Raw genomic sequence first — 25,636 nt, forward strand, 5'->3', positions numbered from 1 at the left:
TCAAGTAGAGCGGTTTGCTGCGCCGGGTGAGCGGCGCAGCAAACAGTCGCTTTTACTTGCCGCTCACGCTCACACCGTAAAAGGAGTTCAAGCCAAACGGGCTGATCTTGAAGTCCTGCACGCTGGTGCGCATGGGTTGATAGACCGTCGAGTGCGCAATAGGCGTCATTGGCACGGCGTCTTTCAGGAGGTGTTGCGCCTGCTTGTACAGTTTGGTGCGCTCGGCCTGATCGGACGTTTCCTTGGCCTTGTGGATCAGCGTGTCGAACGGCTTGTCGCACCATTTGGCAAAGTTGTTGCCATTCAGGGCGTCGCAGCCGAACAGGGTGCCGAGCCAGTTGTCCGGGTCACCATTGTCACCGCTCCAGCCAATCAGCATGGCGCCGTTCTCGCCATTCTTGGCGCGCTTGATGTACTCGCCCCATTCGTAGCTGACAATCTTGGCGTTGATACCGATCTTCTTCCAGTCGGACTGGAGCATCTCGGCCATCAGTTTGGCGTTGGGGTTGTAAGGACGCTGAACCGGCATCGCCCACAGGGTGATTTCGGTGCCTTCCTTGATGCCGGCTTCCTTGAGCAGCGCGCGAGCTTTCTCGGGATCGTACTTGGCGTCCTTGATGGTGGTGTCATAGGACCACTGGGTCGGCGGCATGGCGTTGACCGCCAATTGACCTGCACCCTGGTAGACCGAGTCGATGATCTGCTGCTTGTTGACCGCCATGTCCAGCGCCTGACGCACTTTCAACTGAGCCAGCGGGTTCGGACGGTCTTCGCCCTTGATCTTGTCCATCACGTTGTAAGCGATGTAACCCAGGTTGAAGCCTGCCTGATCAGGCATCTTCAGATTCTTGTCGGCCTTGAGGGGTTCGAGGTCGGCAGGACGCGGGTAAGCGGTGATCTGGCATTCGTTTTTCTTGAGCTTCTGCATGCGCACCGAGGCATCGGTGGTGATGGCGAAGATCAGATTATCGACCTTGACGTCCTCAGGCTTCCAGTAGTCCTTGTTGCCGGTGTAACGAATGTTGGAGTCTTTCTGGTAGCTCTTGAACACGAACGGTCCAGTGCCGATCGGCTGCTGGTTGATCAGTTCCGGCTTGCCTTCCTTGAGCAGCTTGGCGGCATACTCTGCGGACTGGATGGACGCGAAGCTCATCGCCATGTTCTGGATGAACGCGGCGTCGACCTTGCCCAGAACGAACTTGACGGTGTGGTCGTCGATCTTCTCGATTTTGGTGATGTTGGTGTCCATCGCCATATCAGTGAAGTACGGGAATTCGGTCGGATACGCTTTGCGGTAAGGCATGTCCTTGTCGATCATGCGATTGAACGTGAACAGCACGTCATCGGCATTGAATTCACGGGTCGGCTTGAAGTAGGGCGTGGTGTGGAACTTGACGCCTTCGCGGAGGTGAAAGGTGTACGTCAGGCCATCGTCGGAGATGTCCCATTTGGTTGCCAAACCCGGCACTACGGCGGTGCCGCCGCGCTCAAACTGACTCAGGCGGTTGAAGATGGTCTCTGCCGAGGCGTCGAAGTCAGTACCTGTGGTGTATTGACCTGGATCGAAGCCTGCAGGGCTGCCCTCGGAGCAGAACACCAGATTCGATGCAGCGTGAGCGAAAGGTGCGCTGGCGAGCAAGCTGGCGCCGATCAGAAACGGAATGACCGCGTGTTTGAGCATGGTTGCCTCAGTTGTTGTCATTTTTGATTAGAGGGAACGACCTCATGAGCCGATCCGTCCGATACTTATGCAGGGGCCATACCCAAAGCAAGACAGTGAGGCGAAAGAAGCGACAAAGAGTGGCACGATCGTACAGGAATGTCGCGAAAGTGTAACTTTCTTGAGAGTTGATCGTTTGCGCGACGTTTTTTCGATCGTTTAGCGCACTATTAAGGTGCAACCGGGTGAGAAAAATGCACCCGGTTGGCGCTGTGTTGTTACTTCACTGTTCCCAGACTGACACCATAAAAGGGTGTCAGGCCGAAGGGACTGATCTTGAAGTCCTGCACTTCCTGGCGCATTGGCTGAAACACCTTGGAGTTGGCAATCGGGGTGATCGGCACCTGCTGCTTGAGAATGTGCTGAGCTTGCTGATATAGCTTGATGCGCTCATCGCGGTTGCTGGTCAGCTTGGCCTTCTGCACCAGCTTGTCGTAAGCCGGGTCACACCATTTGGCGTAGTTGCTGCCTTTGACGGCTGCGCAGCTGTAAAGCACGCCGAGCCAGTTGTCAGGGTCGCCGTTGTCACCGGTCCAGCCGTAGATCATCGCGTCATGTTCGCCAGCCTTGGCGCGCTTGATGTATTCGCCCCATTCATAGCTGACGATGTTGGCCTTGATACCGATTTTCTCCCAGTCGGACTGGATCATCTGTGCCGACATGCGTGCATTGGGGTTCGATGCGCGCTGGACGGTCATGGCCCACAGATCGATTTTGGTACCCGGTGCTACACCTGCTTCCTTGAGCAGTTGTTTGGCTTTGGTCAGGTCGTGCGGGGCGTCCTTGATGGTCGGGTCGAAGCTCCACTGACCAGGGGGCAGGGCATTTTCTGCCTGCTGGCCTGCGCTCTGATAAACCGCCTTGATGATCGCCGGCTTGTCGATGGCCATGTCCAGCGCCTGACGGACCTTGAGCTGGTCCAGCGGCGGATGCGTGACGTTGTAGGCCAGAAAGCCCAGGTTGAAGCCCGGCTGGCTGAGGACCTTGAGTTTCGGGTCCTTTTTCATTTCCTCGATGTCTTGCGGACGCGGATAGCCGCTGACCTGGCATTCGTTGGCCTTGAGCTTCTGCAGACGTACGGCGGCATCGCTGCTGATCGAGAAGATCAGGTTGTCGATCTTCACATCCTCCGGCTTCCAGTACTCGGTATTGCCGGCGTAGCGGATCTGCGAATCTTTCTGGTAGCGCTTGAAGACGAACGGGCCAGTGCCGATGGGCTTCTGGTTCAAGTCCTCGGCCTTGCCTTCCTTGAGCAGTTTGTCTGCGTACTCGGCAGACTGGATAGACGCGAAGCTCATCGCCAGGTTCTGCACGAAGGCCGCATCGATGTTGTTCAGGGTGAACCTGACTGTCAGCGGGTCGACTTTCTCGACGCTCTTGATCGTGGTGTTCAGCCCCATGTCGGTGAAGTAGGGCGACTCGGACGGATACGCCTTGCGGAACGGGTGGTTGGCATCGAGCAGGCGGTTGAACGTGAACAGCACGTCATCGGCGTTGAACGTGCGAGTCGGGGTGAAATAGTCCGTGGTATGGAATTTCACGCCGTCGCGCAGGTGAAAGGTGTAAGTCAGGCCATCCGGCGAAACGTCCCAGCGCGTGGCCAGACCCGGCTCCACTTCCGTACCGCCACGCTTGAACTGGGTCAGACGGTTGAAAACGGTTTCGGCCGAGGCATCGAAGTCGGTGCCGCTGGTGTACTGGCTTGGGTCGAAACCGGCAGGGCTGGCTTCAGAGCAATACACCAGCGTGCTTGCCGCCTGGGCCAAAGGCGCGCAGGCCAGCAGCGCGGTAGTCAGCAGCAGCGGTTTGAAAAGTGTGTGTCCCATGGATCCCTCGCGTGGTACGGCAGTAACCGTGCTTGAAAGTCGGCAATCAGGTAGACAACGGATAGTGCCGTACTTGGTCGGGATCGGACAATACGCTTACTTGCCCAGGATGCTGCCCAGCAGGCCAAACACATTGGGGCCGACGCCGCCGGAGAAAACGGACAGCAAGCTCGTGCTGTCCTCACGGAACCTTTGCGCGTCATCGAGCGCAGTTTTCAGTATGTAGCTCTGAGCCTTCTCCAGCGCACTCCTGGCGCCTGCCTCCCTGATCTGATCGGGATTAGCATCGGCCCATTCCCGAACAGTATTGTCCTGCCAGTCACTGTCCATGGGGTGCGTAAAAAATCGTGCGGCTACGGTTGCCGGATGTTCGGCTTGTTCCTTGCCATGCCACTGGCCCAACATTGACTGGCCCACTTGAAGCACCGCCTTTCTGGCAACGAGCCCCGCCAACGCATGCAGTGGATGTTCTGCGTGATCCTTGGCCAGTTGCGAGTGTGTCGGGTCGGTAGAGCCGCTGGTATTCGGATCATCGCCCAGCAGGGTTTGCAAGTCGTCTACGGTGTTGCCGAACCAGGTCGTCATGCTTTGCATGGTAAAACTGAAAGCGTTGTTGATCAGTCTTCCCGGCGTCCCGACGAATTCGGAGAACCGCTCTACCTGTTCAGAAAAAGGCAGCTCGGCCCATTGGTCGCGAGCAGCCAGGAACGCTTCGTACGCCGCAAGCATTTGCGGATCAGGATGTTCACTGAGCACAATCTGCATGATTTCGTCGCGTTCATAGCGCTCCCCCGCCCGGATGGGTTCGAACGGTCGGTCCTTTGTGGAAAACAGAATCTTGCCGAGCGGCTCCGCAAGACTGGCGACGATGTCGCTGCTGCTGAACATGCCGGTGACCAGCGGTAGCTGATGCTTGCAGTCTGCCTTCGAGGTCCAGGGAAACACATTTGTGTAACCGAGCTTGATCAGGCTTAGCTCGATGAAGTTCGAGTGGGCAAAGAAATCCTCGAGTATGTGCAGCGCCGCGCCCATGTTCCTGAGGCCGTCAGTGGACTCGGGACCTGCTTTTTCAGCCATCTCCAGACCGGCAGTCATGATGTCTGCCGAACGCTGGATGTAACGCTTCATCGACGTATCGTAATCGACCTTTAACGCCGGATCGTCAGGTAGCACCCAGTCTTCAAAATCGGCATCCCGATCTTTCGGATTGGCCGGGTCGGGGTTGATGGTCTTGGGGTTATCGATATGTTCACTGGGACGATAAACGCCCAGCCGCTCTGGCGTGACGATAAAAAGCGAGCGATCTATCTTCATCAGATCAGTAAACTCCTTGACGGCCAGCACATCCACGATTCGGGTCAGGGCTTCGCGGGACAGCAGGTCAGGGAAGTTTTTCGGCATGGTCGTGGCACGCACGATCTTCGGATCGAGCAACTGTGAATAGTCCCTCAGCCAGTTACCGTAATAGATCGCCCGGATTTCGTCATGCCTGAAGCCGGCAGATTCGAGAACCGTTTCGATGGAGCCGTGAGTCTGTTTATTCTTTGCTCCGTTGCCGGCTTCAAATCGCTCCGGCTTCGGTAGCGGTTCGCCGTTCGTATTCTCTGCTTGATCAATTGCGGCAGCATGGCGTGGAGACACGCCGTTTGGGGGATTCATCCTTGATTCCTTGAGTGTCAGTGTCGATGTGCTGCAGCCTGGTCATTCTGACTGGAGCACTGCGTGAAATGAGTGCACAAGTTTCACGCGCAGCCCGGCCGCTGACTATCAGGCAACGCACCGGGATATGTAGGAGAAGGCCTGGCCCAAGGAGAGCGGGGGGAGATGTGCGTGAGAATCGGCGGCAGTCGAAACTGCCGCCTTGGGAATCACGGAATCGCGACTTCGATCACGCCATCCGCCGCGACGCTGACCTGGCTGGTGCCAGCCTCGACATCGGGCGTCGGTGCTGCGTCTTCACGCGAGGACTTGGCCATCATCATGACCGGCGCACGCAGATACGGTTGCGGGTAGCCCGAGGTGTTCAGGTTCAGGTTGACCAGCTTGTAGCCTGTGCCGCCCAGCGCTTCGGTGACCAGTTGTGCGCGAGCCTTGAACGCAGTCACGGCATCCTTGAGCAGGGCGTCTTCGCTGGTCTTGCGCGTCGATGGCGAGATGGAGAAGTCCATGCCGCCCATTTTCAGGTCGGTCAGCAGTTCGCCGGTCAGCTTGGACAGTACGGCAAAGTCCGCACTTTCCAGGCGCAGTTCGGCGCGTTCACGCCAGCCGGTGATCTTCTGGCCTTTATCGTCGTAGACCGGGTAGCTGTTGCGGCTGCCCTGGCGAATCTTCACGTCCTTGACCTGGCGCGCCTGACCCAGTGCCTTGTTCAGAGTCTCGGTGATCTGCGCGGCCAGTTTGGCCGGATCGCTGTCCTGCGCTTCGGTGTACAGCGTGACGAGCATCAGGTCGCGCTGCACCTCCTGATTGACCTCGGCGCGCAATGAAATCTGGTTGTAACGGGCTTCTTCAGCCATGGCGGGCAGGCTGGACAAAGCAGCAGCCAGCGCGATGAGGGTGGCGGCAGGGCGAAGGTTGAACATGAGAGCTCCTTGTTATCAAACGGCCTCCGACAGTTGTCGGGCGGCGCAAAGTGTTCTGACTGTAGCGCTTTGGTCCGGTTCCTGCGATGACCGAGTGCTCTGGCGTGCGGTGCGTTGACGCACTTTTTCAGTTTTGCCTCCCGCTTGGTTATACTCGCTGCGATCCGCCTGGAGCACTCATCAGGAGAGCTCATGCTCGCCCCCGTTCAAATGCTTTCAGCCACACGGCAAAACCTGTGGCGCCTGACATTCATCCGTATTCTGGTGCTGGCCGCGCAGGCTGGCTCGGTCGGTATGGCCTGGCTGTTCGACTTTCTGCCGTTGCCGTGGCTGCAACTGTCGATCACTCTGGGATGCTCGCTGGTGCTGTGCGGGCTGACGGTCATCCGCCTGCGCACCTCGCTGCCGCTCACCGAGCTTGAATATGCGCTGCAGCTGGCGCTGGATCTGCTGATTCACAGTGCGCTGCTGTATTACTCGGGTGGCTCGGCCAACCCGTTCGTTTCCTACTATCTGGTACCGCTGACCATCGCCGCCGCGACACTGCCGTGGCGTTACTCGCTGATTCTGTCCGGCTTTGCGCTGAGCATGTACACCTTGCTGATGGTGCGCTCCTACCCGCTGGAGACCGACTCCATCGCCCGGGAAAACATGCAGATCTACGGCATGTGGCTGAGCTTTGCACTGGCTGCGGCGGTTATCACCTTCTTTGCCGCGAAGATGGCCGAAGAGCTGCGCCGCCAGGAGCAACTGCGTGCCGAGCGTCGCGAAGAAGGCCTGCGTGATCAGCAATTGCTCGCCGTCGCAACCCAGGCCGCAGGGGCAGCCCATGAATTGGGAACGCCGCTGGCAACCATGAGCGTGCTGCTCAAGGAGATGCGCCAGGATCACAGTGATCCTGCCCTGCAGGATGACCTGTCCGTGCTGCAGGAGCAGGTCAAGCAGTGCAAGCAGACCCTGCAGCAACTGGTGCGCGCCGCCGAAGCCAACCGGCGCATGGCTGTCGAATATCAGCCCGCCACCCGCTGGCTGGACGAGTCCCTCAATCGCTGGCATCTGATGCGCCCGGAAGTGAGTTATCGTTTCTATCAATTGGGCAAAGGCGAAGCGCCGATGCTGGCGCCGCCGCCGGACCTGACCCAGGCGCTGCTCAACCTGCTCAACAACGCTGCCGATGCCTGCCCCGATGGCCTTGAGGTCAATCTGGACTGGGACAGTGCGGAAATCTGCATCAGCATTCGCGACCACGGCGCGGGTGTACCGCTGGCGATTGCCGAACAGATCGGCAAACCGTTCTTTACTACCAAGGGCAAAGGTTTCGGCCTGGGTCTGTTCCTGAGCAAGGCCAGCGTTACCCGTGCGGGTGGCTCGGTGAAGCTCTACAGTCATGAAGAAGGCGGTACGCTCACCGAGCTGCGCCTGCCCCGAGATACGCGAGGAGAAGAAGCATGAGTGACGATGATATCCAGGTCGAAGGCGAAGAGCTGCCGCACCTGTTGCTGGTCGATGACGACGCGACGTTCACCCGTGTGATGGCGAGGGCCATGAGCCGTCGTGGTTTTCGCGTGAGCACCGCCGGCTCGGCCGAAGAAGGGCTGGCTCTGGCGCAACAGGACATTCCCGAATACGCCGCGCTGGATCTGAAGATGGACGGTGATTCCGGTCTGGTGCTGCTGCCCAAGCTGCTGGAAATGGACCCGGACATGCGCGTGGTGATTCTCACCGGTTATTCGAGCATTGCCACGGCGGTCGAAGCGATCAAGCGCGGCGCGTGCAACTACCTGTGCAAACCGGCTGACGCGGATGACGTACTGGCGGCCCTGCTGTCCGAGCACGCCAACCTCGACACGCTGGTTCCCGAGAATCCGATGTCGGTGGATCGCTTGCAATGGGAGCATATCCAGCGCGTGCTGACCGAGCACGAGGGCAATATTTCAGCGACTGCGCGAGCGCTGGGGATGCACCGCCGGACCTTGCAGCGCAAGTTGCAGAAGCGCCCCGTGCGGCGTTGATGAAGGTTTTTTCATAGTGATCGTGTAGGCGTTTTTTTGCTTCATTGTGCTCAGGCATCGTACGTTCAAAGAGAGCGAGCCTGAACCACATGAATCGCAATGCTGAATATTCTGCCGTCAACGATACTGTGCAAGGAGCATTTCTATCCCGCGTCTGGAAGCTGATAACGCCATACTGGCGCAGTGAGGAAAAGGCTACTGCCTGGCTGCTGCTGATCTCGGTGATCGCGCTGTCGCTGTTCAGCGTGCAGGTCTCGGTGTTCTTCAACAGCTGGTACCGAGACTTCTACAACGCTCTGCAGAACAAGGATCTGGCTGCGTTCACCCACCTGATCCTGTACTTCAGCGGCATCGCCGCGATCGCCATTCTGGCGGCGGTCTATCGCCTGTACCTGACCCAGTTGCTGACCATCCGCTGGCGGCGCTGGCTGACGGAAAAACACTTCGCGCGCTGGCTCGCCGACAAAAACTATTACCACCTGGAGCAGGGTGGTTACACCGATAACCCTGACCAGCGTCTGTCCGAAGACCTCAACGAGTTCACCACCAGCACCCTCAGCCTGGGGCTGGGTCTGATGAGCGCGGTGGTCAGTCTGGTGTCGTTTTCGGTGATTCTCTGGGGCGTGTCGGGCAGTATCGAGCTGTTCGGCGTGACCATTCCCGGCTACATGTTCTGGGCGGCCATGCTTTATGCGCTGGTGGGCAGCCTGCTGACACACTGGATCGGCAAGCGGCTGATCCCGTTGAGCAACCAGCAGGAGCGATTCGAGGCAGACCTGCGTTTCGCGCTGGTGCGTGTACGCGAAAACGCCGAAAGCATTGCCTTGTCCGAGGGCGAACGCAATGAAAATCAGCGCTTGAGCGCGCGTTTCATGATGATCTGGAATAACTTCCGGGCCTCGATGCAGGTCCAGAAGCGGCTGACGTTTTTCACCTCGGGCTATTCGCAGATTGCGCTGATCTTTCCGTTCATTGTGGCCGCACCACGGTATTTCGCCGGCAAGATCGAGCTGGGCGATCTGATGCAGATCAACTCGGCATTCGGCAACGTGCAGGAGAACTTCAGCTGGTTCATCAGCGCCTATAGCACGCTGGCGTCATGGCGCGCCACCAGCGACCGTCTGCTGAGCTTCCGCCAGGCCATGACTGACAATGAAGGTCGGCAGCCGGCCATCGAAAGAGTTCACGCCAACGACACGCTGGACCTGCGCAATCTGGGCTTGAGCATCGCCGGTGGGCGTCAATTGCTGAGCGAGGCCAGTCTGCAGGTCGGCGCGGGAGAGCGGGTGATGCTCAGCGGTCGCTCGGGCAGTGGCAAAAGCTCGTTGCTGAGAGCGCTGGGCGGTCTCTGGCCCGAGGGGGCGGGGCAGATTTGCTTGCCCACCGGCACCGCGCTGTTTCTGCCGCAACGACCTTACCTGCCCATCGGTACATTGCGTGAGGCGATGAGTTATCCACAACCCGCTGAACATTACCCGGCCCAGCGCTTTGCCGAGGTACTGGAGCAGTGCCGGCTGGAGCACCTGATACCACGTCTTGACGAAAGCAATCACTGGCAGCGTTTCCTCTCACCGGGCGAGCAGCAGCGGGTGGCGTTCGCTCGTGCCCTGTTGGTCGCGCCGAACTGGCTGTATGTGGATGAGGCCACCTCGGCCATGGACGAAGATGACGAGACGGCCATGCACCGCGCAGTCATCGACGGGCTGCCGGGCCTGACGCTGATCAGTGTCGGGCACCGCAGCAGTCTCAAACGCTTTCATGACCGGCATGTGCGTGTCGAGGGCGGTAAATTGATCGAGCAACCGTGATCCGCAACGTTTGAGGCCGATGCTATAGGGGACACGGCGCTTTTGAGGGTGTGATCATACAACCGCTGAGCTATGATTAGCCCATGTTTAGCAGTCCAGAGATCGATGTTGGATGGAAAATCAAAGCGCTCTGCCCCGCGCCCGCAGAAAACACCGCAGCCTCGCGCAGGAGCTGGTGACAGAGCTGTCCGAGCGTATTCGCAGCGGTCAGCTCAAGCGCGGCGACAAACTGCCCACCGAATCCGCAATCATGGAAGAGCAGGGCGTCAGCAGGACTGTCGTGCGTGAGGCGATTTCGCGTCTGCAGGCCTCCGGTCTGGTCGAGACCCGTCACGGCATCGGCACCTTCGTGCTCGACACGCCGAGCCCCAGTGGCTTCCGGATTGACCCGGCGACCATCGTTACCCTGCGTGATGTACTGGCGATTCTCGAATTACGCATCAGCCTTGAAGTCGAGTCGGCAGGCCTGGCAGCCCAGCGGCGCAGTGATGAACAACTGGCAGCCATGCGTTCGGCGCTGGATGCGCTCAATGAAAGTGCGGCACACGCCACCGATGCCGTGGCGTCGGATTTCCAGTTCCATCTGCAGATTGCCTTGTCGACCGGCAACCGCTACTTCACGGACATCATGACCCACCTGGGCACCAGCATCATTCCGCGCACCCGGCTGAATTCGGCGCGTCTGGCGCATGATGACCAGCAGCACTACATGGATCGGCTGAGCCGCGAGCACGAAGAAATCTTCGACGCCATCGCCCGCCAGGACTCCGATGCGGCACGCGCCGCCATGCGCCTGCACCTCACCAACAGCCGCGAACGCCTGCGTCATGCGCATGAAGAGGCTGAGTCGCAGCGGGCTTGAGGCTTAAAAAGAGGACGCAGAGCGTCCAGAACGGCATGCCCACGCTGGAGCGTGGGCACGATAGGTGTTCTCCCTGAGACCCATTTTTTCACGCTCCTGTGTGGGGCTGCCCTGAGTGATGCGCCTCGTCACATCTACTACGCCTCGCCGCGGAGTCAGTAGCGGACGCGGAGCGTCGCACGATAGTTGAGATCATCGTTCCGCATGCTCCAGCGTGGGAATGCCTGTCGTGACGCTCCGCGTCACAGATCTGTGTGGCAGCGCAGAAGTCAAAACCGGACCCCGTCCTCTCCCTCTGAAAAAACCCGAAAATCCCTGTTGAGTGATTTTATTATCAGTTGTACGATGACTTACGACATCGGCGCTGACCGGTGATCTTCTAACAATTATGTCCTCCAGGGTGTTCGAATAATGAATCCACAAGAACTGAAGTCCATCCTCTCATCCGGTCTGCTGTCTTTCCCGGTTACCGATTTCAATGCCCAGGGCGACTTCCACCGCGCTGGCTACATCAAACGTCTCGAGTGGCTGGCCCCATACGGCGCAAGCGCTCTGTTCGCTGCGGGCGGCACAGGTGAGTTCTTCTCCCTGGCTGCCAGCGAATACTCCGAAATCATCAAGACTGCCGTCGACACCTGCGCCACCAGCGTGCCAATCCTCGCTGGTGTAGGCGGTGCGACTCGTCAGGCCATCGAGTACGCTCAGGAAGCCGAGCGTCTGGGCGCCAAGGGTCTGCTGCTGCTGCCGCACTACCTGACCGAAGCCAGTCAGGACGGCGTTGCCGCCCACGTCGAAGCCGTGTGCAAATCGGTGAAGATCGGTGTGGTGGTCTACAACCGTAACGTCTGCCGCCTGACACCTACCTTGCTCGAGCAACTGGCCGAGCGTTGCCCGAACCTGATCGGTTACAAGGATGGCCTGGGTGATATCGAACTGATGGTTTCGATCCGCCGCCGTCTTGGTGACCGTTTCTCGTACCTGGGCGGCCTGCCGACCGCTGAAGTCTATGCCGCTGCCTACAAGGCGCTGGGCGTACCGGTCTACTCGTCCGCAGTGTTCAACTTCGTACCGAAACTGGCGATGGACTTCTACCATGCCATCGCCCGCGACGATCACCAGGCGGTCGGCAAGTACATCGACGATTTCTTCCTGCCTTACCTGGAAATCCGCAACCGCAAGGCCGGTTATGCCGTGAGCATCGTCAAGGCCGGCGCGAAGATCGCGGGTTATGACGCAGGTCCGGTGCGCGCGCCGTTGACCGATCTGACGTCAGACGAGTGCGACATGCTCGCCGCTCTGATGGACAAGCAAGGCAAGCAATAACACCTGCCACGACAAGGCCGCTGAGCAATCAGCGGTTTTTTCGTTGCAGTGCATGACCCTTACAGGTGGCAGAGGTCGTCGCCGTGACGCTGCCAAGGGGCCTGTAACGCTACACCCAAAAAAAACAGCTTTACCCGCGTAAAAAAATAATCAGTGGGAGCTATACCATGCAAACGTCCAAGCCGACGCACGTCCGCTATTTGATCCTGTTGATGCTGTTTCTGGTCACTACGATCAACTATGCCGACCGCGCCACCATCGCTATCGCTGGTTCCAGCATTCAGAAAGACCTGGGCATCAGTGCCGTCACTCTGGGCTATATCTTCTCCGCATTTGGCTGGGCCTACGTGGCTGGTCAGATCCCCGGTGGCTGGCTGCTCGACCGTTTCGGGTCGAAGAAAGTCTACGCCATGAGCATTTTCACCTGGTCGCTGTTCACCCTGCTGCAAGGCTATGTGGGCGAGTTCGGCATCTCCACGGCCATCGTCGCGCTGTTCATGCTGCGCTTTCTGGTCGGTCTGGCCGAAGCGCCTTCCTTCCCCGGCAACGCGCGCATCGTCGCCGCCTGGTTCCCTACCGCCGAACGCGGTACCGCCTCGGCGATCTTCAACTCGGCACAATATTTCGCCACCGTTCTGTTCGCTCCGCTAATGGGCTGGATTGTCTACACCTACGGCTGGCAGCACGTGTTCGTCGTGATGGGCGCGTTCGGTATCGTGTTCTCCATGATCTGGATGAAGGTCATCTACGGCCCGCGCAATCACCCGATGATCAACGAGGCCGAACTGGAGCACATTTCCAGCAATGGCGCGCTGGTCGATCTGGATCAGGACAAGGGTAAAGGCACGCAAAAAACAGCCAGCAGCGGTCCCAAGTGGGATTACATCCGCCAGTTGCTGACCAACCGCATGATGCTGGGCATCTACCTCAGCCAATACTGCATCAACGGCATCACTTACTTCTTCCTGACCTGGTTCCCGGTGTACCTGGTTCAGGAGCGCGGCATGACCATCCTCAAAGCGGGTATCATCGCCTCTCTGCCGGCGATCTGCGGCTTTATCGGCGGTGTCTTGGGCGGGATCATTTCCGACTACCTGCTGCGCAAGGGCCATTCGCTGACCTTCGCGCGCAAGGCGCCGATCATCGGTGGCCTGCTGCTGTCGACCTCAATCGTGACCTGCAACTACGTCGACATCGAATGGGTGGTCGTGGGCTTCATGGCCCTGGCATTCTTCGGCAAGGGTGTGGGTGCGCTGGGCTGGGCTGTGATGTCCGACGTATCGCCCAAACAGATCGCCGGTTTGAGCGGCGGCCTGTTCAACACCTTCGGCAACATTGCATCGATCACCACTCCGATCGTGATTGGCTACATCATCAGCAGCACCGGCTCGTTCAAATGGGCACTGGTGTTCGTGGGCGCCAACGCGCTGCTGGCGGTGATCAGTTACATTTTCATCGTGGGTGAAATCAAGCGTGTGGAATTGAAAGAGCCGCCTGCCAAGGGGCCATTGCTGAACGACCCGGTCAGCGACCTTTCCGAAGCAAAATCCTGAGGAAACCGTGATGAACCTGATTCAACATGCCGATTCGCCGCGCTATATCCGGCTGCATCCCCTGGATAACGTCGTGGTCGTGGTCAATGACCAGGGTGTGCCGGCCGGAACCGAATTCGACAACGGCCTTGTCACTGTCGATAACGTACCGCAGAGCCACAAGGTCAGCACCGTTGACCTTGCCGTGGGCGAGGCCGTGATTCGTTACGGCCACACAATTGGCTATGCACTGCAACCGATACCGCGCGGCAGTTGGGTCAGGGAAGACCAGTTGCGCATGCCTTCCGCGCCCGCGCTGGACAGCCTGCCGATGTCCGATGCGGTGCCGGAAAAGCAGGCCCCGCTTGAGGGTTACACCTTCGAGGGCTATCGCAACGCTGACGGTACAGTGGGCACTCGCAACATCCTCGGTATCACCACCACCGTGCAGTGCGTGACCGGTGTGCTCGACCATGCGGTCAAGCGCATCCGTGACGAGCTGTTGCCAAAGTACCCGAACGTCGATGACGTCGTGGCCCTGACCCACAGCTACGGCTGCGGCGTGGCCATTACCGCCACCGATGCCTACATCCCGATTCGTACGGTACGCAACCTGGCACGTAACCCGAACCTGGGTGGCGAGGCGCTGGTGATCAGCCTTGGCTGCGAGAAGTTGCAGGCCGGGCAGGTCATGCACGAGGGCGACAGCTCGGTAGACCTGAGCGAGCCCTGGCTGTATCGGCTGCAGGACTCCAGCCACGGTTTCAATGAAATGATCGAACAGATCATGGAGCTGGCCGAAACACGTTTGAAAAAGCTGGATCTGCGGCGTCGCGAAACGGTTCCGGCTTCGGAGTTGATTCTGGGCATGCAATGCGGCGGCAGTGATGCGTTTTCCGGCATTACCGCCAACCCGGCGCTGGGTTACGCATCGGATCTGCTGTTGCGCGCGGGGGCGACGGTGATGTTTTCCGAAGTGACCGAAGTGCGGGATGCAATCTACTTGCTGACCTCCCGCGCACAGGATCAGGACGTTGCACAGGCGCTGGTGCGGGAGATGGACTGGTACGATCGTTATCTGGCCAAAGGCGAGGCTGATCGCAGCGCCAACACCACGCCGGGCAACAAGAAGGGTGGCTTGTCGAACATTGTCGAGAAGTCTCTGGGATCGATCGTCAAATCAGGCAGCAGCGCCATCAACGGCGTGCTCGGCCCGGGTGAGCGGGTCAGTGGCAAGGGGTTGATCTTCTGCGCCACACCGGCCAGTGATTTCGTCTGCGGCACGTTGCAACTGGCTGCCGGCATGAACCTGCATGTGTTCACCACCGGACGCGGTACGCCGTATGGTCTGGCAATGGCACCTGTGGTGAAGGTCTCGACCCGCACCGAACTGGCTCAGCGCTGGCCTGATCTGATCGATATAGACGCCGGACGCATCGCGACCGGACGCGCAAGCATCGAGGATCTGGGCTGGGAGCTTTTCCACTTCTACCTGGACGTGGCCAGTGGCAAGAAGAAGACCTGGACCGAGCATTACCGGCTGCACAACGACATCACGCTCTTCAACCCGGCACCGATTACCTGACGGATGTGTGACGCGGCGCGTCACGAACGGCATTCCCGCGCTGGAACTTGAGGAGCGATCTGTGTCTGAATACGCCTGTCGTGCCCATGCTCCACGTGGGCATGCCGTTCTGGACGCTCTGCGTCCGCGCTGAGCACCCGATCACAATCCGAAAGATTCTCTGAACTTTAAGACCCTTTTTGACCTCTTCTAAAGTAGGGCAGCTGGTCTGGCTGCCTTCGTTGATGGTGCAGGAGATTTCAAATGGGTTGGATATCGGAAAATCATTTGTGGTTGTTCGCAGCGCTGACCGCCCTGATCGTGATTTCGGACATCTGGGCAGTACTGCGTATTCGCAAGAGCAAGACACAATCCAGCAACAAGCTGATGTGGATCATTGTCGTTGTTGCCGTGCCAATCGTTGGCGTGCTGGCCTTGCTGATTGCGGGTCCGCGTCATGTGGACACGCCGGCCAAGCCTGAGCAGCAAAGCACCAAGTACTGACCCCGCTTTTCAAAAATACCCCGCCTGCGGGCGTGGGTATTTCTCCCTGTAGATTATCCCCTCTGTTTTTCAGCGCCTTTGCTCACGAAGGTGCGATGGCGGCTGGCAAAAATAAAAATCTCTGCAATTCTTCTGCAATGGTGAGGTGTTTACATGCTTGCCATTCAGACCTGAACAAGGAGAAAGCGTATGTCGATCATGACCAAGTGGGCGTTACAGGCAGCTGCGTTGTTTGTGCTGGGCTGGATGGCAATGTCGGTAGCGAGCTGGAGCAATGCCGTTGCCAATGGCACCGGCAGTGATCGGCTGGCAGAGTTGAACGCTGGTGTATTGAGCAGCCCGGTGCTGACCGTGTCATCGTCGTCGGCGCACGGCGGGTAACCCTGCCGGATCAGCGGGAAACACCGGCACTTTTCTGCAGGCAAAAAAATGGCCCACAACGGGGTGGGCCAAATGGGATTCATCAAAGGAGTAGGGCCAATTTACGCAGCCGGACGTGAAGAGGATGTGAAACGGATGTCATGGAAACGAGAAGTAGTTCGATAATTCAAGTGGCGTCATGACGGGGTGAGACAGCGTCGCCCATTGCGTGGCAACGCTGTATGGATTAATTCGCGGGGGAGGGCGTCGGTCTAGCGGGCGGCCGCCTGGACGCTTATTTCCGCGGCTGCGCGGCGTGCCATATGCGGCAGCGAATGAGGCGCGTCGATTCTGGATTTCATGCGGTCGGCAAACTCTCTGGCTTCCTGCCAGCTCCGGCACTTGACCGGGTAGTCGTCCAGTATTACAACCCAAGCGTCGCCATATACACCTTCTTCAATTCGGATGAGCATTGTTGGCATCTCCTTTCAGTGAGGGTAAGTCTGTGCCGGGTCATCGGCGCGAAAGCTGACGCACGAAATCCTGCGCCGAAAATCGGTGTCTCGCTACAAAAAATTACAATTCCTGACGAGTGCGCACGGCCCGCAAGCAAACCGGCTCAGCGGCTAGCGAGGCTGTGTTCGTGGGCAAGCCTGACTCAGAAATGTGACAGGCTGATGGATCAGCCGATCAGAACGCCAGCTTGAAGCCGATCATGCCCAGCATGATGGCCAGGAAGGGCCGTAGCAGGTCATCGGAGACGCGGCCAGCCATATGACTGCCCAGGTAGATGCCGGGCAGGGAGCCCATCAGCAGCCAGCCCAGCAACTCCCAGTTCATATTGCCCATGCTCGCATGACCGAGGCCTGCGACCAGCGTAAGAGGGACCGCGTGAGCGATCTCGGTACCCACCAGACGCCGGGTCGGCAGCAGTGGATAGAGGATGAACAACGCCACCGTGCCCAGCGCGCCGGCACCGATGGAGGTAAGTGCAACCATGGTGCCGAGGATCAAACCGGTGATGACGGTCAGTACCGTCAGGCTGGTGCCGCTGAAAAACGAGTATCCGTCCCCGCGCCGGTGAGCGAAGGCCAACAGTTTTTTCTTGAACAGAACGGCGAGTGCGGTAAGCAGCAACACAAACCCGAGGGCCTGTTTGATGATTGCGTTGAGTGCTTCGGGGGCGGTGTGCAGTGTGCTTAGAAACCACAGCGTCATGAGCACCGCCGGGACGCTGCCCAGAGTCAGCAGCCCGGTGACTTTCCAGTCGATGTTGTCGTTCTTGCGATGGACCAGAACCCCGCCGGATTTGGTAATCGCCGCGTACAGCAGGTCCGTGCCGACCGCCGTGGCCGGATTGATTCCGAACCACAACAGTATCGGCGTCATCAGCGAGCCGCCGCCGACTCCGGTCATGCCGACGATGAATCCGACTACCAGCCCTGCAACTACGAAACCCAGACCACCCGCTTCCATATCCAACCTTTTTCAAGCAAACGCATAGGCAAAAAGTGGCGGGCAGCATAACGGCTTGTGTTGTAAACGGTTATGAAGATGTGTTCTAAGGTTATAACCGTTTGTCGCGGACGAGTGCTGCTTCTGCGGCCTCGGCAGCACTCTGCAGGCGTTGGTTCGGGCCGATCCAGTCCAGAAGAGCCTCGGCTTCCATGGGTTTGGCGATCAGGTAGCCCTGACCTTCATCGCAACCCCATTGCTTGACCAGACGACGAATCTCATCGGTTTCGATGCCCTCGGCCACGACCCAGTAACCGAGTTTCTTGGCCAGACCGATCAATGCCTTGACCAGACGCTGATCGGTTTTGTCGGACGCCAGATTGCGGATCAGCGACTGGTCGAGCTTGACCGTCGTCGCAGGCAACTGTCGCAGGTAGTTCCAGTTGCTGTAGCCCGTGCCGAAGTCATCGATTGCCACATCCATGCCCATCTGACGCATGCGCTCCAGTTGGTGGCGTACTTCTGCCGGGTTGTGCATCAAAGCGCCTTCGGTGAACTCCAGCTCAAAGCGGGTAGGGTCGATCTTGTGCTTGCCCAGCAGGCGGATCATCCGGTCAGTGAACGCCGGGCCGGTGAGGTCTTCGGGCGTCACGTTGATCGCAATGCGGAAATCGAATCCCTGTTGCTGCCAGCGAGCAGCCTGTTCGATGGCACGGGTCAGCACCCAGAGACTCAGCGGGCGCATCAGCGCGGTCTTCTCGGCCAGCGGCACGAATTCGGCAGGCCCTATGGCGCCGAGCGTCGGGTGATTCCAGCGCAGCAAGGCCTCTACCGACGTACACAGACCGGAGTCAAGATCGATGCGCGGCTGGTAGACCAGACGCAGTTGATCATGAGCGTGCACCGCACCGGTCAACGAACTGAGCAGCTTGAAAGCTCGCTGCTGTGCGGCGTCGAAGTGCGGTTCATACATCGCCCAGCCAAGATCGCGGTCACGGGCATCGTCGGCAGCGCTGATCACCATGCGCATCCAGTCCTGTTCTTCGACCGGATTGCGATTCAGGGTCACGACCCCGAGACCAACCTGCATCTGCACTGGAATGCCCCGGCATTCAACGGGCGTCTCGAAGTCTTTGAGGATGGTACGAAACAGGTGTTCAGGGGTGCGTTCCCCTGCCAACAGGAAGCCGAAGCGCGTAGGGCTGACCTTGTACAGGGAACAGGTCGGTGGCAGCAGGCGCTCCAGGCGGTTCTTGATCGCCGTCACCAGATCCTGGGAGAAGCTGTAACCCAGAGCCTTGACGATGTCGTTGAGAAACGCCGAGGTAATCATGTCCACCACGACCAACTGATAATCGACACTGGATGCCACTGCCTGACTGATGTCTTCCTGCAGGCGTGAGCGGTTGTACAAGCCGGTGGGCTGATCAATAAAGCAACTGAGCCTGAGGCCGATAATGCGTTTCATGACCAGCGACGCAAAGCGCTTGAGCATATCCGTCTGGTATTCGTTCATCGGCTCGCGCGGCTTGGTGTCGATCACGCACAGGCTGCCCAGGGCAATGCCGTCATCAGTGATCAGTGGAGCGCCTGCGTAGTAGCGGATGTCAGGGTGGCCGGTCACCAGGCTGTTGTTCACGAAGCGCTCGTCGAGCGTCGCATCGGGAATCTCGAACAGCGTGTCGGAAAGGATGGTGTAGGCGCAGAAGGACACGTTACGGGGTGTTTCACGGGCATTCAGGCCCACCTTGGCACGAAACCACTGGCGGTGCTCGTCGACGATTGAGATCAAGGCAATCGGCGTCTCGAAAAATGCAGCGGTCATCGCGACGATTTCATCGAATACGTCATCGGACGTATCTTCAAGCACGCACAGCTCCCGGATGCGCAACAGACGTTGCGTTTCATTCAGAGGAATGGGGGCACTGGCGTTCATGACGATTCTCAATGGATGTTCGATGATGCCTATATGACATCACGAAACTCACTTTAACAGACGAAAAGATTCCGACCACAGCGGCGAGATACCGATTAATCGGCCGCATATCGGGTTTTTTGAACGCTTTCGTTGCTCAACCCACGGACGGCGAGGGGTTGACCGTTTGTTTGCGGCCTGTTGCGAGCACTACCATTCGTCGACTTGCCGAAAAAAAGTGAATCGAGTGTCGTCATGCAGACTCTTCGGCTACATTTTTTGCGTGCGAAGCGAGCACATTCTTCATGGTTTGAGTTGGTGTGCTGCTTACCGGCCTTTGCTAAAAACGAGCTTAACCATCGCAGGATAACCACGAGGCACACTATGAGCATTGAGGTGCGACCCGCTCGCCTGGCCGACGCAGATGCCATCAGCCGAGTGGTATTGGCGGCGTTGCGAATCAGCAACGCCAGGGATTATCCCGCCAGCGTGATCGAGCGCGTGCAGTCGAGTTTCAGCCCGGCTGCGATCGAGCAGCTCATGCGGCAGCGGCGGGTATTCGTGGCGTCAGAGGGCAATAGGGTGGTGGGCACTGCGAGTCTGGAGGGGGAGGTCGTGCGCTCGGTATTTGTCTACCCTGACAGGCATCGGCAGGGGATCGGGCGTTTGTTGATGGCCGAGCTGGAGGTTGTCGCACGCAAGGCAGGCGCGGTGCGGATGGTTGTACCGTCATCCTTGACTGCGCAGGGGTTTTACCTGGCGCTGGGCTTCAGCCTGGTGCGAGAGCATCTGGAGGGAGAGGAGCGCACATTGATCATGGAGAGGCAACTGCGCGTCTGAGGCGTTCCATGCCTTAAGCGGTGACTTCCTGTATCTCCTGCATTTCCTGCAGTTGGTAGTGCGCGTACAGCGTGCTGGCGATCAGCGTGCAAAACACCTTCAGGGTATCGAGGGTATTGGCGTCATCGAGTGGCGCAGGCTTGGTATCCAGGCCGCACAGGGTGCCGAAGAACTCTCCGTTGGGAAAAATGATCGGCAACGAGAAGTAGCTCTGGAAGCCGTACATTTTAGTAATGGGATGCTCTGCGTAGACGGGGTCGGTCGCGACTTCGTTGATTACGATAGGCTGGCGGTGCAGACGCAACTCATTGCAGAACGTGGTCTCCAGCTTGAGCTGATGACCGGCTTCCAGCCCGAACTGAATTTCGTCGTAAACAGCGCATGCGGTCCAGCTGGCCTCGGTGACTTTGGCAATGGCTGCAAATCTCAGCCCGGTCAGCCGGGTTACCAGCCGTAACAGACTGGAAGTCGCCTCGATTTCACTGATGACTGCCAGCTCTGCGGAAGTCAGGTTGTTGTTCAAAATTTGTCACCCTGGTCATAAAAAGCACTGATGCGGCCTTGGCAGTACGCCGGGCGCTGCCGATCCCGTGCAGGAAGTGATCGTGTCATACCTGATCGTGGCTTACATGAAATATTTTGTTGTTCGCTGCCAACTATCGAATGAGTTTAATTCCCCTGTCAACGTTGCTGGCTTTTTCAAATAGTCCGGGCTCGTCAATGGGTCTTTACGGATCCGGTTTCAACTAGTGAAGGCAATACGTCTGAAAGGCTGTCAGCAGAGACGCGCGGCCTTCAGGTTTTGAAAGGAAGTGGCTGTAGGGGGAGGGACCGTTATCGTTTTTGTGTCGAACGTTACTGACTCTATAAAAAGAAGGGCAGCAGACGAATCTGCTGCCCTTCTGTCATGCCCGGTCGGCGTAGCTGCCTGGATTACGTCTTGAAGCGCAGCACCAGATCATTCAGGTTGACCGCCAACTGCGAAAGTTCGGTACTGGCGATCAGCGTCTGCCGGGTGCCTTCACTGCTCTGCACGGCCAGGTCACGAATGCTGACCAGGCTTCTGTCGACATCACGCGCTACATGCGCCTGCTGCTCTGAGGCTGCCGCGATCTGCAGGTTACGGTTATTGATCTCGAGTACCGAATCAGTGATCTGACGCAACGAATGCCCGGCATCTTCTGCGGTCTTGCGCGTGTTGTGAACTTCCTCAGTGCTCTTCTGCATTGACTCGACGGTGGCAGAGGAGCCGGCCTGAATCGCTGAGATCATCTGTTCGACTTCCTGCGTGGACGTCTGTGTGCGATGCGCCAGGGCCCGCACTTCATCTGCGACCACAGCAAAGCCGCGACCCTGTTCGCCGGCACGCGCAGCTTCGATGGCTGCGTTGAGTGCCAACAGGTTGGTCTGTTCGGCAATGCCGCGAATCACGCCCAGCACTTTGCTGATGTCTTGAGCCTGACCGGCCAGCGCAGTCACTTGCGCGGAAGACCCCTCGACCAGGCCTGTCAGGTTCTGCATGGCCGTCAGGGTCTGGTTGACGCGCTGGTTACCCAGGTCGGCTGAAAGGCTCGACTGTTGGGCGGCCTGCGAGGTCGACGTAGCATTACGAGCGACCTCTTCTACGGCAGCACTCATTTCGTTTACCGCGGTAGCGGCCTGCTCGATTTCGCTGTTCTGCTGCTGCAATGTGCGGTCGGCACTTTCGGTGATCGACGTCATCTCGACGGCGGCAGTGCTCAGCTGCGCGGAAGCGCCGGAAATTTCGTGAATGGTGGTACGCAGGTTGCCCGACATGGTGTTGAGGGCCGTCATCAAGCGTGATGCTTCATCGCTGCCGCTAACGCTCAATTGCCGGGTCAGGTCACCGGCGGCGATGTCTTCCGCCAGTTTCAGCGAGACGCTGATCGGGTCGACAATGCTGCGTGTCAGGGCAATCGCGAGTACCACGGTAAGCAGGAACGCTGCGATAAGCACAATCATCAACACGTTGACGCTGTGGTCGTAGACTGTAGTGGCATCTTTCCCGGAGACGACCGCCTCTTCAGCATTGTGCCCACGTAGCACAGTGAGTTTTTCCTGATAGGCAGCGGCTTTTTGGGCCTGCTCTCCGTTGGCGAGGGAGACCGCTCTGTCGTGATCAGCGCTGTCCAGTGCGACGACCTGTTTCAAGCCATCAATGTAGACGCCCATCTTGTTATTGGCTTCTTCGAATTGCGCCCGGTCGGCTTCGCCCGACAGCAGGTGTTTTTGATAGAAGTCGCTGTTGGCACGCAGCGACTCGATCGCTTCCCGAACCTTGGCTTCTGCGGTGGCGTGTACGGTCGGATCGTTGCTGGCAAGCATCCTGATGCTTTCCAGACGGGCGTGAAGCAGGGCGATCTGAATGTCGTCGACGACCTGAATGCTGGGCAGTGAGTTTTCTTCTATGTTCTGCTCGGCTACGCGCAGGTGGCCGATCTGTACGTAGGAGAAGGCCCCCAGACCGATCAACAACAAGGTAATGACGCCAAAACACAGGGAGGCCCTGCGTGAAATGCTTAACGATCTGAGGTTCATGGTTGCCTCCAGCGGCAAAACAGGCGGAAGGCAAATACTTTCCTTCCAATGACTGTTTTTCTGCTGAAAACGAGAGAGCTTTAACAAAATGGTCATGAAGGTTATTTCATAATGGCTTCGTGCCATTATTTGCTGTAAGGCAGCCGTATGACCTGAAAAAGTTCCAATAAATTGTGAATAAGATTAACCGTTAGTCGGGTGAATGTTATTAAAGTATTCGCTCTAATTACGTGATGCCCAAGATGCGGAACCATGTCTTATCGTTAAGTTTCGGATGTTTTAAACGTGCGCCCACCGTGTCCATAAAACCTGCGATGCACCCCATGCACGCCATTCGTTCTTCTACATGTGGCATGTGACTGGACTCTTCGAAGACAGACCAAATGATGTTGGGGACGTTATCCACATAGGGCTTCACGACGAGCGGTGTGGCTTCGTCATACTTCCCGGAAATCAGCAAGGTCGGAACGTTGATGAGCTTCAGGCGATCAATGATGGTCCAGTTCTTCAGCGTGCCGATGACGTGAAACCCGGCAGAGCCATTCATGGCTTGGTACACCGTCGGATCGGCGTCAATCGCGTCGAAGGTACGTTTCACCTCATAGGGCCAGGGTGTGATGCGGCAGACATGACGGTCATAGAATACCCGCGAGGCTTTCAGGTATTCCGGATCTTTCAATGTTTTCGCCTCTTCGTGCTTGAGCAACACAGCCTGCACATCAAGGGGCAGATCCTCGCGCAGCCGGTTGGCCTCGCTTACCCAAGTGAGCATGTCTGCGGGGGAGTTGGCGATGATCAGTGCTTTCAGTCCTTTGGGCTGACGCACGGCATGCTCCGAAGCCAGCATCCCGCCCCACGACTGACCCAGCAAGGCATAGTTGTTTTTGATGCCCAGATGCTCAAGCAGGTTAGCCAGCTCACTCAGGAACAGTTTGACCGTCCAGAAGTCGCGACCCTTATGGGGCAGTCGAGTCGACTGTCCGTTACCCAACTGGTCGTAATGGATAACGGCCCGGCCGGTGCTGGCGATGTCCTTGAACGAATCGACGTAATCGTGCGTACAACCGGGGCCGCCGTGCAGGATGACCAATGGTGTGCCGGGACCGTACAGGTCGCCGGTGATGCGATACCACGTCTGATAGTCGCCAAAGGGTGCAAAACCTTCCCTGATCGTCATATCTGCCATGTCGCCGGCCCCCGCTGGATAGTTTGGGGGGCACCATAGCGCGGCGTCTTGCGTCTCATAACTATGGAAAGTGATAGGTTTTGGCCAATAAACCGGTCAGTGGTCGAGTAAGCGGTAGTGAACGTCACGCACCACTGCCTGCCCGGACCGCAGACGTTGTTCAGCGAGGTTCCCGGCCCCTCTTTGGCCGGTAAACGTTAATTTGTATCCTCAGGTTTATCGGGACTTTGACAGGTTCTGCGGATGGTAAAATTGCGGCCTTTTTGCGCTGTACCCTGCGGAGCTGTCATGCATAAACCCACCCCCCGTACCGAATCCCCGAACGCGCTGGCGTTCATCACGCGTTTCTTCGCTGCCGAATCCGCTGGCGGGCTGGTGTTGATGGCAGCTGCTCTGGCGGCCTTGATCGTAGCCAACTCACCGCTTGCCGACAGCTACTTCGCAGCGCTGCACGCAGTGTTCGCCGGGTTGTCGGTTTCGCACTGGATCAATGACGGTCTGATGGCGATCTTCTTCATGCTCGTCGGCCTGGAGATCAAGCGCGAAGTGCTCGCCGGTCAGCTCGCGTCCTGGAGCCAGAGGGCCTTGCCGGGCTTTGCGGCGCTGGGCGGCATGGTGGTTCCGGCGCTGATCTACGTGGCGTTCAACTGGGGACGGCCAGATACTATCGGCGGCTGGGCCATTCCGGCAGCGACCGACATCGCATTCGCCCTGGGTGTGCTGTCACTGCTGGGCAAGCGCGTGCCCCTGTCGCTGAAGATTTTTCTGTCTGCACTGGCGATTCTCGATGATCTTGGCGCGGTGCTGATCATCGCGCTGTTCTACACCAGCGATCTTTCCATTCCCATGCTGCTGGCAGCCCTGGGCTCCATCGCCGTGCTCGTCGCGCTGAATCGTCTGGGCGTCAAGAAGCTGCTGCCTTACCTGGTTGTAGGTGCGCTGCTGTGGTTCTTCATGCTCCAGTCCGGCATCCACGCCACCCTGGCGGGCGTCGCGCTGGCGCTTTGCATTCCGCTGGGCAAGCCCGATGAAGAGGCTCGCTCGCCACTGCTGCATCTGGAAGAAAAGCTGCACCCGTGGGTGGCTTTTGCCGTCGTACCGATCTTTGGTTTTGCCAACGCTGGCGTGTCACTGTCGGGCATCACCGCCGACAACCTCGTCGATCCGGTCCCGCTCGGTGTTGCGCTGGGGCTGCTGGTCGGCAAGCAGGTCGGCATATTCGCCATGGCCGCGCTGGCAATTCGCGCAGGCCTGGCCCGATTGCCGGACGGCAGCAACTGGGGCCAGCTTTATGGCGTTGCAGCCCTGTGTGGTATTGGCTTCACCATGAGCCTGTTCATTGGCGCACTGGCCTTCCCGGGCGCGCCGGAACTCGTCGATGAGGTCAAGGTAGGCGTGCTGATCGGTTCGGTACTGTCGGCTGTGTTGGGTGTGATTGTGTTGCGCAGGTTTGGACAGCAGGGCTGAAGCTGCTCTTATTTGCGTTCCCTCGCCTTGCGTAGTCCTTGAAAACACTGTCGCCCCCACGCGGAGCATTGGCACGATAGTTACAGGATTATCGTTCCTCACGCTCCAGCGTGGGAATGCC

The 25,636-nt window shown here is 58.3% G+C and carries 21 protein-coding genes and 1 pseudogene; 11 read left to right on the forward strand and 11 right to left on the reverse strand.

The genetic code is table 11. The features are described 5' to 3' along the window. Window positions 1-52 precede the first annotated feature (52 nt). The 4 genes from BLR20_RS20515 to BLR20_RS20530 form a co-directional block, all read right to left on the reverse strand. A complete protein-coding gene (locus BLR20_RS20515; RefSeq protein WP_054992775.1) occupies window positions 53-1,681 on the reverse strand; it encodes an ABC transporter substrate-binding protein in 1,629 nt (542 codons plus the stop codon). 257 nt (window positions 1,682-1,938) lie between these two features. Next, window positions 1,939-3,546: an ABC transporter substrate-binding protein gene (locus tag BLR20_RS20520; RefSeq protein ID WP_054992774.1), complete on the reverse strand. Its 1,608-nt coding sequence runs from the start codon at window positions 3,544-3,546 to the stop codon at window positions 1,939-1,941. 96 nt (window positions 3,547-3,642) lie between these two features. Continuing rightward, window positions 3,643-5,205, reverse strand: a complete 1,563-nt coding sequence (locus tag BLR20_RS20525) for an HET-C-related protein (RefSeq protein ID WP_054992773.1) — start codon at window positions 5,203-5,205, stop codon at window positions 3,643-3,645. Window positions 5,206-5,414: 209 nt separating this feature from the next. Beyond that, entirely contained in the window at window positions 5,415-6,128 is a 714-nt protein-coding gene (locus tag BLR20_RS20530; RefSeq protein WP_032615094.1) for an SIMPL domain-containing protein, read from the reverse strand. 192 nt (window positions 6,129-6,320) lie between these two features. Here BLR20_RS20530 and BLR20_RS20535 point away from each other — a divergent pair, with 192 nt between their 5' ends. The 9 genes from BLR20_RS20535 to BLR20_RS20580 all read left to right on the forward strand — a co-directional run bounded on the left by BLR20_RS20535 (window position 6,321) and on the right by BLR20_RS20580 (window position 16,114). Further along, window positions 6,321-7,580, forward strand: coding sequence for an ATP-binding protein (locus tag BLR20_RS20535; protein WP_004416095.1), 1,260 nt, complete (start codon window positions 6,321-6,323; stop codon window positions 7,578-7,580). Then, on the forward strand, window positions 7,577-8,140 hold the full coding sequence (locus BLR20_RS20540; RefSeq protein ID WP_003395104.1) for a response regulator transcription factor: 564 nt from the start codon (window positions 7,577-7,579) through the stop codon (window positions 8,138-8,140). Before BLR20_RS20535 ends, BLR20_RS20540 begins: the two co-directional genes overlap by 4 nt. 89 nt (window positions 8,141-8,229) lie before the next feature. After that, window positions 8,230-9,948 (forward strand): ABC transporter ATP-binding protein/permease, encoded by a 1,719-nt coding sequence (locus BLR20_RS20550; RefSeq protein WP_010436805.1) that lies wholly within the window; start codon window positions 8,230-8,232, stop codon window positions 9,946-9,948. Window positions 9,949-10,060: 112 nt separating this feature from the next. Next, window positions 10,061-10,810 carry a FadR/GntR family transcriptional regulator gene (locus BLR20_RS20555; protein WP_003313750.1) on the forward strand — a complete coding sequence of 250 codons (750 nt, stop codon included), beginning with the start codon at window positions 10,061-10,063 and terminating at the stop codon, window positions 10,808-10,810. A 411-nt stretch (window positions 10,811-11,221) separates the two neighbouring features. Further along, on the forward strand, window positions 11,222-12,133 hold the full coding sequence (gene kdgD / locus BLR20_RS20560; protein WP_004411794.1) for a 5-dehydro-4-deoxyglucarate dehydratase: 912 nt from the start codon (window positions 11,222-11,224) through the stop codon (window positions 12,131-12,133). A gap of 167 nt (window positions 12,134-12,300) precedes the next feature. After that, the gene (locus tag BLR20_RS20565) at window positions 12,301-13,686 is read left to right on the forward strand and encodes an MFS transporter (RefSeq protein WP_010436814.1); all 1,386 of its coding nucleotides are present in this window, start codon (window positions 12,301-12,303) and stop codon (window positions 13,684-13,686) included. A gap of 10 nt (window positions 13,687-13,696) precedes the next feature. Next, a complete protein-coding gene (gene garD, locus BLR20_RS20570) occupies window positions 13,697-15,250 on the forward strand; it encodes a galactarate dehydratase (protein WP_003368648.1) in 1,554 nt (517 codons plus the stop codon). Between the two features lie 243 nt (window positions 15,251-15,493). After that, window positions 15,494-15,733 carry a PLDc N-terminal domain-containing protein gene (locus tag BLR20_RS20575; protein ID WP_054992772.1) on the forward strand — a complete coding sequence of 80 codons (240 nt, stop codon included), beginning with the start codon at window positions 15,494-15,496 and terminating at the stop codon, window positions 15,731-15,733. 189 nt (window positions 15,734-15,922) lie between these two features. Beyond that, entirely contained in the window at window positions 15,923-16,114 is a 192-nt protein-coding gene (locus tag BLR20_RS20580) for a hypothetical protein (RefSeq protein ID WP_054992771.1), read from the forward strand. Window positions 16,115-16,365: 251 nt separating this feature from the next. Here the strand turns inward: BLR20_RS20580 and BLR20_RS20585 are convergent, their stop codons facing one another. The 3 genes from BLR20_RS20585 to BLR20_RS20595 all read right to left on the reverse strand — a co-directional run bounded on the left by BLR20_RS20585 (window position 16,366) and on the right by BLR20_RS20595 (window position 19,484). Continuing rightward, window positions 16,366-16,566 carry a hypothetical protein gene (locus BLR20_RS20585; RefSeq protein WP_003313743.1) on the reverse strand — a complete coding sequence of 67 codons (201 nt, stop codon included), beginning with the start codon at window positions 16,564-16,566 and terminating at the stop codon, window positions 16,366-16,368. Window positions 16,567-16,783: 217 nt separating this feature from the next. Then, window positions 16,784-17,569 (reverse strand): sulfite exporter TauE/SafE family protein, encoded by a 786-nt coding sequence (locus BLR20_RS20590; RefSeq protein WP_003340507.1) that lies wholly within the window; start codon window positions 17,567-17,569, stop codon window positions 16,784-16,786. 91 nt (window positions 17,570-17,660) lie between these two features. Next, entirely contained in the window at window positions 17,661-19,484 is a 1,824-nt protein-coding gene (locus tag BLR20_RS20595; RefSeq protein WP_054992770.1) for a sensor domain-containing phosphodiesterase, read from the reverse strand. A gap of 363 nt (window positions 19,485-19,847) precedes the next feature. Between BLR20_RS20595 and BLR20_RS20600 the strand changes: the two genes are divergently transcribed. Continuing rightward, window positions 19,848-20,303: a GNAT family N-acetyltransferase gene (locus BLR20_RS20600; RefSeq protein WP_054992769.1), complete on the forward strand. Its 456-nt coding sequence runs from the start codon at window positions 19,848-19,850 to the stop codon at window positions 20,301-20,303. Between the two features lie 13 nt (window positions 20,304-20,316). Here BLR20_RS20600 and BLR20_RS20605 read toward each other — a convergent pair whose 3' ends face one another. From BLR20_RS20605 to BLR20_RS20615, 4 genes and pseudogenes are all read right to left on the reverse strand, one after another. Further along, window positions 20,317-20,826, reverse strand: a complete 510-nt coding sequence (locus BLR20_RS20605) for a GAF domain-containing protein (RefSeq protein WP_010436832.1) — start codon at window positions 20,824-20,826, stop codon at window positions 20,317-20,319. Between the two features lie 410 nt (window positions 20,827-21,236). Beyond that, on the reverse strand, window positions 21,237-22,118 hold the full coding sequence (locus tag BLR20_RS28515) for a methyl-accepting chemotaxis protein (protein ID WP_390175904.1): 882 nt from the start codon (window positions 22,116-22,118) through the stop codon (window positions 21,237-21,239). Further along, window positions 22,095-22,988, reverse strand: a pseudogene (locus BLR20_RS28520) (MCP four helix bundle domain-containing protein); the annotation flags it as partial. The pseudogene BLR20_RS28520 and the gene BLR20_RS28515, both read right to left, overlap by 24 nt. A gap of 100 nt (window positions 22,989-23,088) precedes the next feature. Beyond that, the gene (locus tag BLR20_RS20615) at window positions 23,089-24,048 is read right to left on the reverse strand and encodes a proline iminopeptidase-family hydrolase (protein ID WP_054992767.1); all 960 of its coding nucleotides are present in this window, start codon (window positions 24,046-24,048) and stop codon (window positions 23,089-23,091) included. Between the two features lie 288 nt (window positions 24,049-24,336). Here BLR20_RS20615 and nhaA point away from each other — a divergent pair, with 288 nt between their 5' ends. After that, the gene (gene nhaA, locus BLR20_RS20620) at window positions 24,337-25,515 is read left to right on the forward strand and encodes a Na+/H+ antiporter NhaA (RefSeq protein WP_032615105.1); all 1,179 of its coding nucleotides are present in this window, start codon (window positions 24,337-24,339) and stop codon (window positions 25,513-25,515) included. The last annotated feature ends 121 nt before the right edge of the window (window positions 25,516-25,636 follow it).

Origin of the sequence: Pseudomonas congelans (genome assembly GCF_900103225.1) — a bacterium.
In the GTDB taxonomy this organism is placed as follows: Bacteria; Pseudomonadota; Gammaproteobacteria; order Pseudomonadales; family Pseudomonadaceae; genus Aquipseudomonas; species Aquipseudomonas congelans.